The organism is Pseudomonas sp. DC1.2, assembly GCF_034351645.1.
Lineage (GTDB): Bacteria > Pseudomonadota > Gammaproteobacteria > Pseudomonadales > Pseudomonadaceae > Aquipseudomonas.
Genome location: NZ_CP133782.1, coordinates 2,984,135 through 3,002,185 on the forward strand (window position 1 = coordinate 2,984,135; position 18,051 = coordinate 3,002,185).

Annotated in this window: 13 protein-coding genes; 10 read left to right on the forward strand and 3 right to left on the reverse strand. The window is 59.0% G+C overall.

Annotation, left to right across the window (positions count from 1 at the left end):
* The first annotated feature begins 106 nt into the window (after positions 1-106).
* The 8 genes from RHM68_RS13485 to RHM68_RS13520 all read left to right on the forward strand — a co-directional run bounded on the left by RHM68_RS13485 (position 107) and on the right by RHM68_RS13520 (position 11,589).
* Positions 107-1,975: an extracellular solute-binding protein gene (locus RHM68_RS13485; RefSeq protein ID WP_322215371.1), complete on the forward strand. Its 1,869-nt coding sequence runs from the start codon at positions 107-109 to the stop codon at positions 1,973-1,975.
* Positions 1,975-3,036 (forward strand): microcin C ABC transporter permease YejB, encoded by a 1,062-nt coding sequence (locus RHM68_RS13490; RefSeq protein ID WP_322215372.1) that lies wholly within the window; start codon positions 1,975-1,977, stop codon positions 3,034-3,036. Before RHM68_RS13485 ends, RHM68_RS13490 begins: the two co-directional genes overlap by 1 nt.
* Positions 3,036-4,058 carry an ABC transporter permease gene (locus RHM68_RS13495; RefSeq protein WP_322215375.1) on the forward strand — a complete coding sequence of 341 codons (1,023 nt, stop codon included), beginning with the start codon at positions 3,036-3,038 and terminating at the stop codon, positions 4,056-4,058. The genes RHM68_RS13490 and RHM68_RS13495 overlap by 1 nt, the downstream gene beginning before the upstream one ends.
* Positions 4,059-4,072: 14 nt before the next feature.
* On the forward strand, positions 4,073-5,647 hold the full coding sequence (locus RHM68_RS13500) for an ABC transporter ATP-binding protein (protein WP_322215378.1): 1,575 nt from the start codon (positions 4,073-4,075) through the stop codon (positions 5,645-5,647).
* Positions 5,648-5,703: 56 nt separating this feature from the next.
* Positions 5,704-7,119 carry a sigma-54 interaction domain-containing protein gene (locus RHM68_RS13505; RefSeq protein WP_322215381.1) on the forward strand — a complete coding sequence of 472 codons (1,416 nt, stop codon included), beginning with the start codon at positions 5,704-5,706 and terminating at the stop codon, positions 7,117-7,119.
* A 288-nt stretch (positions 7,120-7,407) separates the two neighbouring features.
* Positions 7,408-8,799: a GntP family permease gene (locus RHM68_RS13510; RefSeq protein ID WP_322215383.1), complete on the forward strand. Its 1,392-nt coding sequence runs from the start codon at positions 7,408-7,410 to the stop codon at positions 8,797-8,799.
* Positions 8,800-8,806: 7 nt separating this feature from the next.
* Positions 8,807-9,580, forward strand: coding sequence for a 3-hydroxybutyrate dehydrogenase (locus RHM68_RS13515; protein ID WP_322215385.1), 774 nt, complete (start codon positions 8,807-8,809; stop codon positions 9,578-9,580).
* Between the two features lie 53 nt (positions 9,581-9,633).
* Positions 9,634-11,589, forward strand: coding sequence for an acetoacetate--CoA ligase (locus tag RHM68_RS13520; protein WP_322215387.1), 1,956 nt, complete (start codon positions 9,634-9,636; stop codon positions 11,587-11,589).
* A 42-nt stretch (positions 11,590-11,631) separates the two neighbouring features.
* Here the strand turns inward: RHM68_RS13520 and RHM68_RS13525 are convergent, their stop codons facing one another.
* Positions 11,632-12,741: a PilT/PilU family type 4a pilus ATPase gene (locus RHM68_RS13525; protein WP_322215389.1), complete on the reverse strand. Its 1,110-nt coding sequence runs from the start codon at positions 12,739-12,741 to the stop codon at positions 11,632-11,634.
* Between the two features lie 132 nt (positions 12,742-12,873).
* On the opposite strand from RHM68_RS13525, the gene RHM68_RS13530 reads away from it, so the two are divergent.
* Together RHM68_RS13530 and RHM68_RS13535 are read left to right on the forward strand one after the other, a co-directional pair.
* Positions 12,874-15,411, forward strand: a complete 2,538-nt coding sequence (locus RHM68_RS13530; RefSeq protein WP_322215391.1) for a PAS domain-containing protein — start codon at positions 12,874-12,876, stop codon at positions 15,409-15,411.
* Between the two features lie 52 nt (positions 15,412-15,463).
* The gene (locus RHM68_RS13535; protein WP_028622750.1) at positions 15,464-15,739 is read left to right on the forward strand and encodes a peptidylprolyl isomerase; all 276 of its coding nucleotides are present in this window, start codon (positions 15,464-15,466) and stop codon (positions 15,737-15,739) included.
* An 84-nt stretch (positions 15,740-15,823) separates the two neighbouring features.
* Here the strand turns inward: RHM68_RS13535 and RHM68_RS13540 are convergent, their stop codons facing one another.
* Both RHM68_RS13540 and RHM68_RS13545 read right to left on the reverse strand, forming a co-directional pair.
* On the reverse strand, positions 15,824-16,756 hold the full coding sequence (locus RHM68_RS13540; RefSeq protein ID WP_322215395.1) for a sugar kinase: 933 nt from the start codon (positions 16,754-16,756) through the stop codon (positions 15,824-15,826).
* A gap of 58 nt (positions 16,757-16,814) precedes the next feature.
* A complete protein-coding gene (locus RHM68_RS13545) occupies positions 16,815-18,032 on the reverse strand; it encodes an amino acid deaminase (protein ID WP_322215397.1) in 1,218 nt (405 codons plus the stop codon).
* Positions 18,033-18,051: the final 19 nt, after the last annotated feature.

The window sequence follows — 18,051 nt, forward strand, 5'->3', positions numbered from 1 at the left end:
CACCTTTTGGTGGGCCGTTGCGTTTGCGTGACGTGATTCGGCTGGTGAGTGACGCGCCGCTAGCGTACAAATTGTGCTTATCGATTTCCCGGCTCTAAGGCTGACAATGCGACTGGTTTTCCCAACTTTGATTTTCACTGCCGTGGCCCTATTGCTGGGAGCCGCCGGTGTGAATGCAACACCGCAACACGCGTTGACCGTGTACGGTGAACCGGCAAAGTATCCTGCCGGATTCAGCCATTTCGCCTACACCAACCCCCAAGCCCCCAAGGGCGGCACGCTGCGCCGTTCGGCCATCGAAATCGGCCACTTCGACCATCTTCTGCCCTACATCGACAAAGGTATCGGCGTTTCCCAGATCGACGGCATGCTCTATTCACCGCTGGCCCAGCGCTCGCTGGACGAACCCTATACCGTTTATGGCCTGGTGGCGCAGCAGATGGAACGCTCGGACGACGGCTTGTCGCTGCGCTTTTTCCTGAATCCCAAGGCCCGTTTCGCTGACGGCAAGCCGATCACTGCCAACGATGTGCGTTACACCTTTGACCTGCTGATGACCCAGGGCAGCCTGCGCTATCGCACCCAGTTTGCCGACGTCAAAGGCGTCGAGGTCGAAGCGCCGCTGACCATTCGATTCGACTTCAAAAACAGCGAAAACCGCACCCTGCCCCTGGACATCGCAACCTTGCCGGTCTTTCCCGAGCATTGGTGGAAAGCTCGCGATTTCGCCAGCGGCGGCGGTTACGAACCGCCACTGGGGAGCGGTCCTTATCGTGTGAGCAAAGTCGATTCAGGGCGCAGTATCACCTTCGAACGTAACGCCGACTGGTGGGGTAAAGACCTGCCGGTCAGCCGTGGCCTCTACAACTTTGATCGTTTCAGCATCGAATATTTTGGCGACACCGACGTCGCTCGTCAGGTCCTGCTAGGGGGCGCCTACGACTACAACCGAGAGTTCTCCGCCACCGGCTACTCCGTGCGCTACGACAGCCCCGCGTTGAGTGACGGGCGTCTGCAAAAGGCTCATTTGGCAACGCAGGCACCACAACCAGCGCAAGGCTTCGTCTTTAACTTGCAAAAGCCGATATTCCAGGACCGACGTGTGCGCCAGGCGCTGGCAATGCTTTGGGATTTCGAGTGGAGCAACCGGCAGATGATGCGCAACCTGTACATCCGCCAGCAGAGCTTTTTCTCCAATACCGACCTGGCTGCAAGGCAATTACCCGATGCTGGCGAAAAAGCGATTCTAGAACCTCTGCGCGGACAGATTCCTGACGAGGTCTTTACGCAGGTCTTCGAAGCACCGAAAACCGATGGTAGCGGAGTGATTCGCGACAAACAGTTACAGGCCTTGGAGTTGCTTGAACAGGCGGGCTGGAAACCCGACGGCGATCAGTTGGTGAATGACGCCGGTGAACCCCTGAGTTTCACCTTTTTGACCAGCCAGAACGGACTGGACCGGCTACTGCTGCCCTACAAGCGCACACTGAAACAAATCGGTATCGACTTGAACATCCGGCGTATCGACTCCTCGCAGTACGTCAATCGTCTGATGTCACGGGATTACGACATGGTCATTACTGGCTACCCGGTCACAACTGCTCCAGGGGGCGAGTTGCTCAATTACTTCGGCTCGATCTCGGCCAACGATCCCGGTGCCAACAACTACATGGTGCTGAAGAACCCGGCGGTCGATACCCTGATCAATGGCTTGATTCGCGCCGCGACCCAGGCCGACATGTTGCGCTACGCCCACGCGTTGGACCGGGTACTGCAATGGAACTATTACTGGATCCCCAACTATTACCCGCCCGGCAGCGCGACCGTGTGGTGGAACCGTTTCGGCATTCCCAGCGTGCAAGCGAGCAATGACGAAGCGATCGAGAGCTGGTGGGAAGTGAGTACCACGCCCCTGACCAACCAACAGATGACCGCCGAACTCATCAAGCGTGGCAAACCCGGAGGAGCACGCTGATGTGGGCTTACGTAGCGCGACGCCTGCTGCTGATCATTCCGACGCTGGTCATCATTCTCCTGGTTAACTTCGTCATCGTTCAGGCGGCGCCCGGTGGCCCGGTGGAACAGGCCATCGCGCACCTGCAAGGCATCGGCGGCGCAGCTGTCGGCGGCAGTGCCGGTGAAGTCATGAGCAACAGCTCGCGCGCCAGCCGCGGCCTCGATCCGCAATTGATCAAGGAAATCGAAAAGCAGTACGGTTTCGACAAACCGGCCCCGGAGCGTCTTTGGCTGATGCTCAAAAACTATGCCCACCTGGACTTCGGCAAGAGCTTTTTTCGCGGCGCCCCGGTCACCGACTTGATCCTCGAAAAAATGCCCGTGACCATTTCACTGGGGCTGTGGGCCACGCTGATCACCTACCTGGTGTCGATCCCTCTGGGCATCCGCAAGGCCGTCCACCACGGTAGCCATTTCGACATCTGGAGCAGCACCGCGATCATCATTGGTTATGCGATGCCGGCGTTCCTGTTCGCGATGTTCCTGATCGTGGTGTTCGCCGGAGGCACGTTACTGAACTGGTTCCCGGTACGGGGTTTGGTGTCAGAGAATTTCGATTCGCTGTCAACCGTAGGCAAAATTGCCGACTACTTCTGGCACCTGGTGTTGCCGGTCACGGCGTTGGTGATTGGCGGTTTCGCCACACTGACCATCCTCACCAAAAACTCCTTTCTCAACGAAATCACCCGCCAATACGTGGTCACCGCACGCGCAAAGGGCATGAGCGAACGCCGTGTGCTTTATGGCCACGTGTTTCGCAATGCCATGCTGTTAGTAGTGTCAGGGATTCCTCAAGCCTTCATCAGCGTGTTCTTCGCCGGCTCCTTGCTGATCGAAGTGATTTTCTCCCTCGATGGTCTGGGCCGCATGAGCTATGAAGCCGCGGTGTCACGTGACTATCCCGTGGTGTTTGGTTCACTGTTCATCTTTACGTTGTTCGGCCTCTTGATAAAACTGATCGGCGACCTCTGCTACACCCTCGTTGACCCGCGTATCGACTTCTCCGCGAGGAACGCCTGATGTTCAGTTTCTCGCCGTTAGGCCGTCGTCGTTTCGAACGGTTCAAGAAAAACCGCCGAGGCTGGTGGTCGTTATGGTTGTTCATCGGCCTGCTGCTGCTGACCTTGGGCGGAGAATTGATCGCCAATGACAAACCGCTGGTCGTCAGTTATCAGGGCACGCTGTACTTCCCGGCGCTCAAGCGCCATACCGAGCAGGAGTTTGGCGGCCAACTGCCGTTCCAGGCCGACTACCGCAGTGACTACGTACAGAAGCTGATCCACAAGGACGGCGGCTGGATGCTCTTTGCGCCAATCCCGTTCAGCGATGACACGCCCAACTACGACCTCAATCAACCGGCGCCGAGCCCACCGTCAAAGGTCAACTGGCTGGGCACCGACGACCAGGCCCGTGATGTGTTGGCCAGGGTGATTTTCGGGGCGCGGGTGTCAATCCTCTTTGCCTTGATGCTGACCTTCGTCAGTGCGCTGATCGGCATCGCCGCCGGCGCACTCCAGGGGTATTACGGCGGCTGGGTCGACTTGTTGGGGCAGCGTTTGCTGGAGGTCTGGTCGGGATTGCCGGTGTTGTACCTTCTGATCATCCTGTCGGGGTTCGTCGAGCCCAATTTCTGGTGGTTACTGGGAATCATGGCGTTGTTTTCCTGGCTCGCGCTGGTCGATGTGGTGCGCGCCGAATTTTTGCGCGGGCGCAACCTCGAATACGTCAAGGCTGCCCGCGCACTGGGCCTGACCGACCGCAAAATTATCGTCCGGCATATCTTGCCGAATGCAATGAATGCCACGCTGAGCTACCTGCCGTTCATTCTGACGGGAGCGATTTCGACCCTGACGGCCTTGGATTTCCTTGGCTTCGGTATGCCTGCGGGAAGTGCTTCGCTGGGAGAGTTGATCGGTCAGGGCAAGCAAAACCTGCAAGCACCGTGGTTGGGGCTGACAGCGTTTTTCACGCTGGCGTTGATTCTTTCGCTATTGGTATTTATCGGCGAGGCGTTACGTGACGCCTTCGATCCTCGATCTTGAAGCGGACTTTAGACATGAGTGACAACCTGATCGAAATCCGCAACCTCAGCGTGGCCTTCAACGGCCAGACCGTGGTGCGCAACCTGTGCCTGGATATCCGCCCCGGCGAGTGCCTGGCGTTGGTGGGTGAGTCGGGGTCCGGCAAATCAGTCACCGCCCATTCCATCCTGCAACTGTTGCCAGAAGGCGGCACCGACAGTACCGGTAGCATTCGCTATCGCAACCGCGAATTGCTCGGTGCCCCGACGAAAGTGCTGCGCGAGTTGCGCGGAAATCGAATTGCAATGATTTTTCAGGAGCCCATGACCTCCCTGAACCCACTGCACAGTATCGAAAAGCAGATTGGCGAAACCCTGCTGCTGCACAAAGGCCTGGCCGGTAAAAAGGCACAAGCCCGGACGCTCGAACTGCTTGAGCTGGTGGGTATCCAGAAACCCAGGGAGCGGCTCAAGGCTTACCCTCATCAGTTATCAGGCGGCCAGCGACAACGGGTGATGATCGCCATGGCGCTGGCCTGCGAACCGGAACTGTTGATCGCTGACGAACCGACCACGGCGCTGGATGTGACGGTGCAACGCAAGATTCTGCTGTTGCTTAAGTCCCTGCAGCAGCGGCTGGGTATGTCGCTGCTGCTGATCAGCCATGACTTGAATCTGGTGCGCAGCATCGCGCAACGCGTGTGCGTGATGAAGTCCGGAGAAATCGTCGAACAGGCCACTTGCGAGACGCTGTTTACCGACCCGCAGCACCCTTACAGTTGCGAGCTGCTGAACGCCGAACCACAGGGCCTGGCCTTGCCCCGTGACGAGCGGGAGAACGTCCTTGAGGTCAACAACCTGAGCGTGCAATTTGCTCTGGGTGGCAGCCTGTTTCAGCGCAAGACTTACCTGCGGGCGGTGGACGGTATTAGCCTGAAGGTTCAACGCGGCAAGACCTTGGGCATCGTCGGAGAGTCAGGTTCGGGCAAGTCCACCCTGGGCCAGGCGATCCTGAGACTGCTCGACTCCGAGGGCAGCATTCGCTTTCAGGGAGCACCCCTGGAAGGCCTGACGCAAAAACAACTCCGCCCATGGCGCAAGAAAATGCAGGTGGTGTTCCAGGACCCTTTCGGCAGCCTGAGCCCGCGACTGTCCGTGGCACAAATCATTAGCGAAGGGTTGGAAGTTCACAGTCAATCGACGCCCCAAGAGCGTGAAGCCCAAGTGATTCGGGCGCTGGAAGAAGTCGGCCTCGACCCGATGAGTCGCCATCGCTATCCCCACGAGTTCTCTGGAGGCCAACGGCAACGTATCGCCATCGCTCGGGCGCTGGTGCTCAAGCCGGAATTGATATTGCTCGACGAACCGACGTCGGCCCTGGACCGCACCGTGCAAAAACAAGTGGTCGCCCTGCTCCGCCAGCTTCAGGAAAAACATGGCCTGACCTACCTGTTTATCAGTCATGACCTGGCAGTGGTGCGCGCCCTGGCCCACGACATGATTGTGATCAAGGACGGGAAAGTCGTGGAAAGCGGCGCCAGCCATGACGTATTTGATGCGCCGCAGCATCCGTATACCAAAGAGCTGTTGGCGGCGGCGCATCCGGGCTAAACCTTGAAACCGCAAAGACGCCCGCACCGACAACATCACTTCCGGACAGGACTGAAATGAACACCACCGAAAGCCTCAAGGACTACCAGCGGGTCCGAATGCTGGCGATCCGTTCGCTGTTCGAGATCATCGAGCAATCGAGCGAAGGCACGGTGATAGTCGATCGCGACGCCAATATCGTCTGGATGAACGAACGTTACGCGCGCCGCTTTGGGCTGGAGTCTGCCGCCGTCGCCATTGGCAAAGCCTGTGAAAGCGTAATTCCCGGCAGCCTGCTGCGTGAGGTGGTGCGCACCGGCCGCCCGATTTTGCTGGACATGCAGGACACGCCCAAAGAACCGCTGGTGGTGATGCGCCTGCCGATCCATGACGACGTCGGCGCGGTGATTGGCGCCATCGGTTTTGCCCTGTTCGATGAGTTGCGCAGCCTGTCGCCGATGCTCAAGCGTTACCTGAGCATGCAGGAGGAACTGGCCTCCACCCGCTCCCTGCTGCGGGCACGTCAAACCAAGTACAACTTCGCCCACTTCATCGGCACCAGTGCCGCCAGCCTTGAAGTCAAACGTCGTGCGCGGCGCAGCGCCAGTGCCGATTCACCGGTGTTACTGCTGGGTGAAACCGGCACCGGCAAAGAGTTGCTGGCCCAAGCCATTCACGGCGCCTCGCCGCGGACGCACAAGGCGTTTGTCAGCATCAACAGTGCGGCGATTCCCGAGGCATTACTGGAAGCCGAATTTTTCGGAACGGCCCCCGGCGCGTTTACCGGCGCCGACCGCAAAGGTCGAGTCGGCAAGTTGCAGATAGCCCAGGGCGGCACTCTGTTTCTCGATGAGATCGGCGACATGCCTCTGCCCCTGCAAAGCAAGCTATTGCGGGTGCTACAGGAAAAAGAATTCGAGCCGGTGGGTTCGAACGAGGTGATTCAAAGCGACGTGCGGGTGATTGCTGCGACGTCCACAGACCTGGAGGCGGCGATCAAACGCGGCGAGTTTCGTGCGGACTTGTATTACCGCCTCAACGTCCTGCCGATTCAGGTTCCCCCCCTGCGTGATCGTTTGGACGATTTACCGGCCCTCAGTGAAGCGATCCTTGAAGAACTGCGCAGTCAACATGAGCTGAGCCGCGACGCCTTGGTGCTACTCGGTCAACACGCTTGGCCAGGGAACATTCGCGAGCTGCGCAACGTCCTGGAAAGGGCAGCGTTGCTCAGTGATGACGTGCTGTTGAATGAGGCGGATATCAGCGCGGCCATTGGTACGTTTACGCCGGTTGAGCGAGCAGTGCCCCAGACGATCCAACCGGTGGGCCATGAAACATTCAGTGAGGCTCGTGAGCGGTTTGATCGGCAGTTGATTGAGGCTACCCTTGCGCAATGCGAGGGAAAAGTCATTGCAGCGGCTGCGCGATTAGGGCTCGGGCGCTCGACGCTCTACAAAAAGATGGTCGCGCTGGGGATTATCGATTCTCAATAAAGAGATAACTGTCTCCGTATAGAGAAGAGCCAAGGCGTTGCTCGCCAGGCCGCCAACGGACTGCATCTGTGTCGATCAAAATTCGTCCCTGGGAGAGCTGGCTTACTCGCTAAGAAGCTACCCCTGCCACCCAACATCTCGAAACTGAGACAGTTGACACAAGCATCACCGCCAAAAACCCAATAAATCCTTATATTTCAATAAGTTGATTAACTGGCACGATTCCCGCTAATAGCCTCTCCTACAAAAGATTTACCCACAAAAATAACAATTCCAGGAGACACACCCATGAGTGTGATCATTGCCTTGGCAGCCCTCGCGCTGTTGATGCTGGCGGCTTACCGTGGCTACAGCGTTATTCTTTTTGCACCAATTGCGGCCCTCGGCGCCGTGCTGCTTACCGACCCTTCCGCCGTTGCCCCAGCGTTCAGCGGGGTATTCATGGAGAAAATGGTCGGGTTCATCAAGCTATATTTCCCTGTATTCCTGCTCGGTGCGGTATTTGGCAAGCTAATCGAGCTGTCGGGTTTCTCACGCTCAATCGTCGCGGCCGCCATTCGCTTGCTGGGCACCCGCCAGGCCATGCTGGTGATCGTGCTGGTCTGCGCCCTGCTGACGTATGGCGGCGTGTCGCTGTTTGTGGTGGTGTTCGCGGTCTATCCGTTTGCCGCAGAGATGTTCCGCCAGAGCAATATTCCCAAACGCCTGATTCCGGCGACCATTGCCCTCGGCGCGTTCTCGTTCACCATGGACGCCCTGCCCGGCACCCCACAAATCCAGAACATCATTCCCAGTACGTTCTTCAACACCACAGCCTGGGCCGCGCCGTGGCTCGGTCTGGTCGGCACCCTCTTCGTGTTCTGCGCCGGCATGCTGTTTTTGCAGCGCCAACGCAACAAGGCGCAACGGGCCGGTGAAGGCTACGGCAGCCTACTGCGCAACGAACCAGAAACCGCTGAAGACATCAAGCTGCCCAACCCTTGGATCGCGCTGTCACCGCTGCTGATGGTGGGCGTCATGAACCTACTGTTCACCCATTGGATTCCTTTGTGGTACGGCAAAACCCACAGCCTTGCGCTGCCAGGCATGAGCGCCCCGGTGACCACCGAAATCGCCAAGCTTACGGCGATCTGGGCAGTTCAGGCCGCCTTACTAATCGGCATTCTCATGGTCTTGGCGTTTGGTTATCAGGCGATCAAAGACCAGTTAGCAGAAAGCAGTAAAAGCGCCGTCAGTGGTGCGTTGCTGGCCGCGATGAACACGGCCTCGGAATACGGCTTTGGCGCGGTGATCGCTTCATTGCCAGGTTTTTTGGTATTGGCGGACTGGCTCAAAGGCATTCCCAATCCACTGGTCAACGAAGCGATCACCGTAACCCTGCTGGCGGGCATCACCGGATCAGCCTCAGGCGGCATGAGCATTGCGCTGGCCGCAATGTCCGAGAGCTTCATCAGTGCCGCGCATGCTGCCAATATTCCCCTGGAAGTGCTGCACCGGGTGGCGGCAATGGCCAGTGGCGGCATGGACACGTTGCCGCACAACGGCGCAGTGATCACCTTGCTGGCGGTTACCGGGCTGACGCACCGCGAAGCTTACAAAGACATTTTCTGTATTACGATCATCAAAACGCTGGCGGTTTTCGTGGTGATCGGCACTTTCTACGCCACTGGCATTGTGTGAGGTATTGATGACGACTCTTAAGGGCAAAACTGCACTGGTCACCGGTTCCACCAGCGGTATTGGCTTGGGCATCGCGCTCAGCCTCGCCAAAGCTGGGGCCAATGTGGTCCTCAACGGTTTCGGCGATGCCTCGAAGGTGATTGCCGACGTCGAGCAATTTGGGGGCAAGATCGGTCATCACCCGGCCGATGTCAGCGACCCGGCGCAGATTGCCGAGATGATCGCCTACGCCGAGCGCGAGTTCGGCGGCGTCGATATTCTGGTGAATAACGCCGGCATCCAGCACGTCGCGGCAGTTGAAGAGTTTCCGGTGGAGCGCTGGGACTCCATCATCGCGATCAATCTGTCCTCGGTGTTTCACAGCACGCGCCTTTGCCTGCCAGGCATGCGCGTCAAAAATTGGGGGCGGATCATTAATATCGCTTCGGTTCACGGCCAGGTTGGGTCGGTGGGCAAGGCCGCTTATGTGGCCGCCAAGCATGGTGTGATCGGCTTGACCAAGGTCGTTGGGCTGGAGACCGCTACCACGCAGGTCACCTGCAATGCCATCTGCCCAGGCTGGGTACTGACGCCACTGGTGCAAAAGCAGATCGATGATCGCGCCGCCGCCGGCGTCGACCCACAACAGGCGCAGCACGACTTACTGGCACAGAAGCAACCCTCGCTGGAATTCGTCACCCCCTCGCAACTCGGCGATCTGGTGCTGTTTCTGTGCAGCGAGTCCGGCAGTCAGGTACGCGGGGCGGCATGGAATATGGATGGCGGGTGGTTGGCGCAGTAGGCGCAATGACTGAGCATTTCCACGCAACTCGTGAGGAACGAGAGAGGCAAACAATGTCCGATATCCTCTGGCAACCCAGCGCGGAGCGCGTCAGCAAGACCCGCATGGACGCCTTCCGGTGTTTTATCAATCAGCGGCATCAGCTTGCAGTGGGCGATTACCCGGCCTTGCACCAGTGGTCGATTGATCATCGGCAAGTCTTCTGGCAGGCCATCGTCGACTTCTTCGAGATCCGCTTCCATGCGCAACCGAGTACCGTGCTGCATGAAGGTCCGCAGATGCCCAGCGCCCAGTGGTTCCCCGGCGCGACCCTGAACTTCGCCGAACACCTGTTGCTTCGTCGTGATGAGGCCGTGGCGGTCATCGCGATCGCCGAAACCGGCCAGCGCGAACAATTGACGTGGGCCGAATTGGCCAGCCATGTCGCCGGTTTCCAAAACAACTTGAAAGCGGCGGGCGTTGGCCTCGGCGACCGGGTAGCCGCGTGCATGCCCAACACATGGCAAACCCTGGTGGCCATGCTCGCCACCACCAGTTTGGGGGCCGTCTGGTCCTGTTCATCGCCGGACTTCGGCACCCAAGGGGTCATCGACCGCTTCGGCCAGATCGAACCGACAGTGCTGATTACTTGCGCCGGCTATCGCTATGCAGGCAAGGAGATTGACCAGACGGCCAAGGTCAATGAGATCCTCGAACGCCTGCCTTCGCTGCAACAGCTAATCGTCGTGCCCTACTCGCGACCTCAAACGCAGACCGCGGACTTCTGCACTCAAGCCAAGGTCACCTTGTGGAGTGACTTTTACCGTCCCGGCGGCGCACCCACATTTGTTGCCGTCCCTTTCGCGCATCCGCTGTACATCCTCTATTCCAGCGGCACCACCGGCGTGCCCAAATGCATCATCCACAGCACCGGCGGTGTGCTACTGCAACACGTTAAGGAACATGGGTTGCACGTCGATCTTGGCCCCGGCGATCGTTTGTTCTACTACACCACTTGCGGCTGGATGATGTGGAACTGGCTGGTTTCAGCGCTGGCGGTCGGCAGTGCGGTGGTGTTGTACGACGGCTCGCCGTTTCATCCCGACCCGCAGCGCTTGGTCGACCTGATCGATGACGAGCGCATCAGCGTTTTTGGCACCAGCCCCAAGTACCTTGCCACCCTGCAAAGCCTTGGTCTCAAACCTCGACAGAGCCATGACTTGAGCAGCCTTAAAACCCTGCTCTGCACCGGCTCAGCGTTATCACCACACAGCTATGACTACGTTTACGGTGAGTTCAAGGCTGACGTTTGCCTGGCCTCAATGTCCGGCGGCACCGACATCGTTTCGTGTTTTGTGAACGGCAATCCGCTGCTGCCCGTGCGGCGCGGAGAAATACAGGGCAAGAGCCTGGGCATGGCAATGGAAGTCTGGAACGACGCCGGGGAAGTGCTGATCGGCGAAAAAGGCGAGCTGGTCTGTACCCGCCACTTTCCGGCGATCCCCATCGGCTTCTGGAACGATCCCACCGGTGACAAGCTTCGCGCCGCGTATTTCGGTCAGTTCCCTGGCGTCTGGGCCCAGGGTGATTACGCCGAACAACTGCCGCATGGCGCGATGATAATCCACGGACGCTCAGACGCCGTGCTTAACCCTGGCGGCGTGCGCATCGGCACGGCAGAAATCTACCGTCAGGTGGAGAAAATCGCACAGGTGCTGGACAGCGTCGCTATCGGCCAGCCATGGCAGGATGACGTGCGAGTGGTGCTGTTTGTAAAGTTGCGAGACGGTGTGGAACTGGATGAAGCGCTGAGGCAACAGATTCGTCAGGTCATTCGCGCCAACACTACGCCACGGCATGTGCCGGCGAAAATCCTCGCTGTGACGGATATTCCCCGCACCATCAGCGGCAAGATTGTTGAGTTGGCGGTGCGAAATGCGGTTCAGGGTCACGCGGTAAAAAACACGGATGCACTGGCCAATCCGGAGGCACTGGAGCAGTTCCGCAAACGCCCGGAGCTCAACGACTAAGCGCTTCAATTGACGCTGGCAGCAAGCGCCGCAGTAGGGGTGTCAGTCCATCAGCCCCCACTCACCGGGTGGGGCTTGGGGGGCCGGCGCAGCATCGGCGTGCAACTTCAATCTCAAGCGCAAGTTATTCACCGAATCGGCATGCTTCAACGCCTCCGCCTCATCGATTGCACCCTCGAGCACCAACGCATAAAGCGCCGCGTCGAACGTTTGCATTCCCAGCCCCCCGGACTTTTCCATGATCCCCTTGAGCTCGGAAAACAGATTACGCCGGATCAGGTCCGCGATGGTCGGCGTCCCGAGCATTACCTCGACCGCCGCCCGACGCTGCCCCTCGCGTGTGCGCACCAGCCGCTGTGAAACAAACGCCTTGAGGTTATTACCGAGGTCGTGGAGCAACTGCGGACGGCGCTCTTCGGGAAAGAAATTGATGATGCGATCCAGCGCCTGATTGGCGTTGTGAGCGTGCAAAGTCGAAATCACCAGATGGCCGGTATCCGCGAACGCCAATGCATGTTCCATGGTCTCGCGGTCGCGAATTTCGCCAATCAGCACCACATCCGGCGCCTGACGCAGAGTATTTTTCAGGGCCGCATGGAAACTGCGAGTGTCAACGCCAACTTCTCGCTGATTGATGATCGACTTCTTGTGTCGATGGATGTATTCCACCGGGTCTTCGATGGTGATGATATGGCCACTGCTGTGGCGGTTACGGTAATCGATCAGCGCTGCCAGGGACGTGGACTTGCCCGAGTCAGTGGCGCCGACAAACAGCATCAGCCCCTGCTTGAGCATCACGGTTTCCAGCAGCACTGCGGGCAACTTAAGGTCTTCGAAGCGCGGAATGTCGAGTTTGATGTTGCGCGCCACAATCGATACGTCGTTGCGCTGTTTGAAGATATTGACCCGAAAGCGCCCGACCCCGGACAGGGAAATCGCCAGGTTCATTTCCAGGTCCCGATCGAACTCAACGCGTTGTTCGGCGTCCATGATGGAATCGGCAATGGCCGCGATTTCCCCCGGTTTGAACGGCTGATCGTCCAATGGCTTGAGCACACCGTCGAACCGTGCACTGGGGGGTGCGCCAGTGGACAGATAAAGATCAGAGCCATTTTCACTGGCAAGGTGTCGCAACAACGCATCTATTTCCATGGTAAAAAAACACCCGCTAAGCATTCAATGAACAGATATAACCCGGATCAGTGTTACATCGGGTCATTCTGCGTCTACCGTCTTGCAAGGATAGTAGACGCCGCCTCACCGACTTAAGTGCAGGACAATGCAATGAACGCAATATCCAAGGGCAGTGATGCCCAGGCCTTGATCGCCCGCACGGACTGGAGCCGTAACCCTTTGGGCGCCCCCGATGCCTGGCCGCAGAGCCTGAAAACAGCAGTGGACATCGTAATTCATTCGCCCATGCCAATGCTCTTGCTGTGGGGCCCGCAGCTTACACAAATTTATAACGACGGCTTCGCCCTGCTGGCAGGTAACAAACATCCAAACGCTTTCGGACAACCAGCGCACCTGATATGGCCGGAATTAAAAGACTTCACCGACCCCATCTACAGCGCCGTCCTACAAGGACATGTGCGGACCTACACCGAACAACGATTCACCTTACAGCGCGATGGAGGTGAAGCTGATTTTTGGCTGGATTTGACCTATAGCCCCATCCGCGACGAGAGCGCTAACGTTGCAGGCATTCTGGTCACCGCCATCGAAACCAATGAGCGCCGGCGCATTGCCCTTGAACTGGAGCAGCGTTCAGCCGACAGCCTCAAGGCCCAGCACGATACCGAACAGCGCCTGCAACTGGCCTTGGCAGCCACTGACGCCGTGGGCACGTGGGATTGGAACATTGGTGAAGATCGCTTTATTGCCGATGCCCACTTCGCACAATTACACGGCGTAAATCCGGCATTGGCCAGCCAGTTGCCCATCAGCGATTACCTCCAGGGCGTTCACCCGGAGGACCGGGCGCTGATTGCGCGCAGCATCAAGCACTGCATCACCCACGGCACCGAATACGCCGAGGAATACCGCCTGCTGCAACCCAACGGTGAGTTGCGCTGGGTATTCGCCAGGGGTCGTTGCTACAAGGACCACCATGGTCGGCCGACCCGTTTCCTGGGCGCCGCCCTCGACCTGACCGAACGCAAGCACACCGAGCAGGCGCTGCGTCAGAGCCAGACCGAACTGCAACTGATCATCAACGCAATGCCCATCCTGATCAGTTACGTTGACCGCGAAGAACGCTTTCGCCTGAACAACGCCGCGTACCTTGATTGGTACGGGCTCACGCCACAAGAGCTTTATGGCAAAACCATCCAGGAAATGCTCGGCGACGAAGCCTACGCCCTGCGTGCAGAACCGATCGCTGATGCGCTAGCCGGCAAGCCGTGCTGTTTCAGCATCAACACCCTGCACCGCGACGGCAGCACCCGTCATGCGCTGATGAATTACCTGCCGCGACACGGGGCCGACGGTTCGGTGAACGGTTTCTACATCTTCGTCATTGACGAAACCGAGCGTAAACAAACCGAGGAAGCCCTGCGCAACCTCAATGAAACGCTTGAGGAACGGGTGATCGCTCGTACTCGGGAATTGGCCGAAGCCAACCAGCGGCTGCAAAACGAAATGTTTGAACGCGAGCGCGCCGAAGATGCGTTGCGCCATGCACAAAAAATGGAAGCGGTCGGCCAGCTGACAGGAGGCATCGCCCACGACTTTAACAACATGCTCACCGGGATCATCGGCAGCCTCGACCTGATGCAGCGCTACATCGCCGAAGGGCGCGCCGAAGAAATCGGCCGTTTCACCGAAGCCGCCGTGTCCTCGGCCAACCGGGCAGCGGCGCTGACACACCGGCTGTTGGCGTTCTCCCGACGCCAGTCACTGGACCGCAAACCGCTGAACGCCAACGAGCTGGTGCATTCTCTGGAAGACTTGCTCAGCCGCACCAAGGGCGACCACATCGAACTCAAGCTGCAATTAGTCGCTGACCTCTGGTCGGTCAGCACCGACGTCAGCCAACTGGAAAACGCCTTGCTGAACCTGGTCATCAATGCCAGGGACGCGATGCCCGACGGCGGCGATTTGTTGATCGAAACAGCCAATGTTTACCTCGACGGCAGCGACATCACCACCCTGGAACCGGTCAAAGCCGGCGACTACGTGATGATTGCCGTGAGCGATAACGGCGCAGGCATGACGCCGTCAGTGCTGGCCAAAGCCTTCGATCCGTTCTTCACCACCAAACCCATCGGCCAAGGCACAGGCCTGGGATTGTCGATGATCTATGGCTTCGCCCAGCAGTCTGGCGGCCACGTCAGCCTCGACAGTGTGCCGGGCCAAGGCACCAGCGTGCGCCTGTACCTGCCCCGCCTGAACCTCGGCGTCCCGGAAAATAGCGTGTTACCCGCCACCGGCGAGGCGCCGGCAGCCAATGCGGGCGAAACCGTCATGTTGGTGGAGGACGATCCGGCGGTACGCATGCTGGTGCTCAACCTGCTCAACGAGCTGGGGTATAACGCCCACGAAGCTGAAGACGCCAAGTCGGCCCTGCCCTTGCTTGAGTCCGACCTGCGAGTGGATTTGCTAGTGACCGATGTTGGGCTGCCAGGGATGAATGGTCGGCAACTGGCGGAGATCGCCCGTCAGTACCGCCCCGATCTGAAAGTCCTGTTCATGACCGGTTATGCCGAGAAAGCCGCCGAGCGCCAGGGGTTTCTGGAAGCAGGCATGGACATGGTCGCCAAACCCTTCTCCATCGAGCTGTTGGCCAACAAGATTCGCACGATGATCGGTCAACCCGAGTGAGTTAAGGCATAATCGCGCGCCCCGCGCTCATCACCGTTACAAGGTCTGTCTCATGAAAGCTCAAGCCCGCCATATTCTGGTGAAAACCTCGGAAGAAGCCGAGCAGCTCAAACAACGCATCGCCAAGGGTGAAGCCTTCGACGTGCTGGCCAAAAAATACTCCACCTGCCCGTCCGGCAAGCGCGGCGGCGATTTGGGTGAAGTCAGGCCGGGGCAGATGGTCGGCGTGATCGACGCAGTCATCTTCAAAAAACCGCTGCGCGTAGTGCATGGTCCGGTCAAGAGCAAATTCGGCTATCACCTGGTGCAGGTGTTTTATCGGGATTGAACGAGGGGCTGCCGACTCCCCATCGCGGACCAGCCCACCTTAAGGGGCGGGCTGGTCCGCGAACCGATTGCGCAGCGAACGGCGCTATCTGGGAATGAGCGCCCCTGGCACCTGAATCACCCGACTCGCCAACCGATGACCCGCCTCGGCAGCCTCCACAGGACTGCCGCCCCTGAGCCGACTGGCCAAGTAGGCCGCGCTGAACGAATCCCCCGCTGCTGTGGTGTCTACCACCCGCTCGACCTGATGCGCTGGCACCTCGAATGACTCGCCATTGCAGCGAATCAAACACGGCTCGGCGCCACGTTTGAGCACCACTTCCGGGGTGCCAATCTGTGTGTAAGCCTCAAACACCGCTGCACAGTCAGAAAATTGAAACAACGCCTGCTCGTCATCGACCGTTAGCAGTGCCAGGTCCACATAAGGCAACACACTGCGATAAGCCGCCCGCGCATCGTCCACCGAGGCCCACAGGCGCGGCCGATAGTTGTTGTCGAAGACGATTCGCGCATCCCGCTGCCGAGCCTCAATCAAGGTCTCCAGCCATTTCTCGCGCCCCTGCGCGCCAAGCACCGCCAGGGTGATGCCGCTGAAATACAGCACGTCATAGTCCGGCAGTGCCGCAAGGATTGGCGCGGCGGCAGGCGTGGTGAAGCAATCACGCACCGCCGCCTCGTTGCGCCAATACAGAAAGCGTCGCTCGCCAGCGGCATCAGTCTGAATGCAATACAGACCCGGCAAGCGACCGGGCAACCGTTGCACCAGGCTTAACCCGATATTTTCTGTGGCCCAACTTCGGCACATGGCGTCGCTGAAACTGTCGTCGCCCAGGGCGGTGACGTAATCTACCGCGCCGCCCTCACCCATTTCTCGGCACAGGTAGACCGCCGTATTCAAGGTATCGCCACCGAAGCTTTGTTGCAGGCTGCCGTCCGCGCGCTGCTGTAGCTCGATCATGCATTCGCCGATCAGGGCAATGCGCGGAACGTTAGGGCCGAGGGTGCTGATGGTGTTCATTGAGGAGTGCTCTCGCAGTTCGGTGATCTCTGGACGGGCGCCTTCGCGGTGTGAAACCTTAAAAACAGGTTTCCATGGTTTCAATCACCCGCAACTGTTCATCCACCAAACACCCGACCCGCCACTTGTCGAACGTCAGGCACGGGTGGGATGTCCCAAACGAAATGATGTCGCCCACCTGCAACTCAAGCCCTGGTGCGACGGTCATGAACGCATGCTGGTCCATCACCGCCGTCACCTTGCAGGCGCTCATGTCGTCCCCCGTCGCCGGCACGATGCCCGCTTTGTAACGCAGTAACGGCACTGGCAAACCCGCGTCGTAGGCAACATCACGCTTGCCAAGGGCGATCACCGCAAACCCTGGTTCCGGCATTGACTGCACGTGTGCCCAGACTTCCAGCGCCGGGCGCAAGCCCTCATCCAAATCGCTGCGACGGTCGAGGACGCAGCATTGCGCGTCTTTATAGATGCCATGGTCGTGAGCGACGTAACTGCCGGGGCGCAACACGCTGAGGAAACGCCCGCCAGCGTTCTGGGCTTCGAAGGACTCAGCGATCAAGTCGTACCAGGCTGAACCCGAAGCAGTGATGATCGGCTGCACAATCGCGAACGCAGCGCTGTCCTGCAACTGCACCGCCAGCCGCACCAAAGACGCTGCAAACTCACGGATGCCACTTGCCGCGTGATCGCCGTGAATCACCCCTTCGTACCCTTCGATGCCGGTCAGCGCCAGCGCCGGTTGCGCGGCGATGGCCTTGGCCAGTTCGAGCACTTGCGCCTCGGTACGGCAACCGCAGCGGCCACCCAACACGCCGTACTCGATCATCACATTCAGCCGCATGCCACGGGAGGCGAAGTACGCGCCGAGGGCCGCAACGTTATCTGGATGATCGACCATGCAATGAAAGTCGAAGCTGGGGTCTGCCAACAAATCGGCGATCAGCGCCATGTTCGGCGTACCGACCAACTGATTGGCCATCAACACTCGACGCACGCCATGGGCGTAGGCCGCTCGCGTCTGGGTCGCGCTGGCCAGCGTGATGCCCCAGGCACCGGCCGCCAGTTGCCGACAAAACAGCGCCGGCGTCATGCTGGTTTTGCCATGAGGCGCCAACTGCGCGCCGCTGTTACTGACAAACGTCTGCATCCAGCGAATGTTGTGTTCCAACGCTTCACGGTGCAGCACCAGCGCCGGCAGGCTGACATCGCGTACCAGGTAAGCACCGGTCAGGGCAAAACCCTTTTCTACAGCGCCGGTAGGGTTGGCAGAAGACATGATCAAACTCCTCAGACAC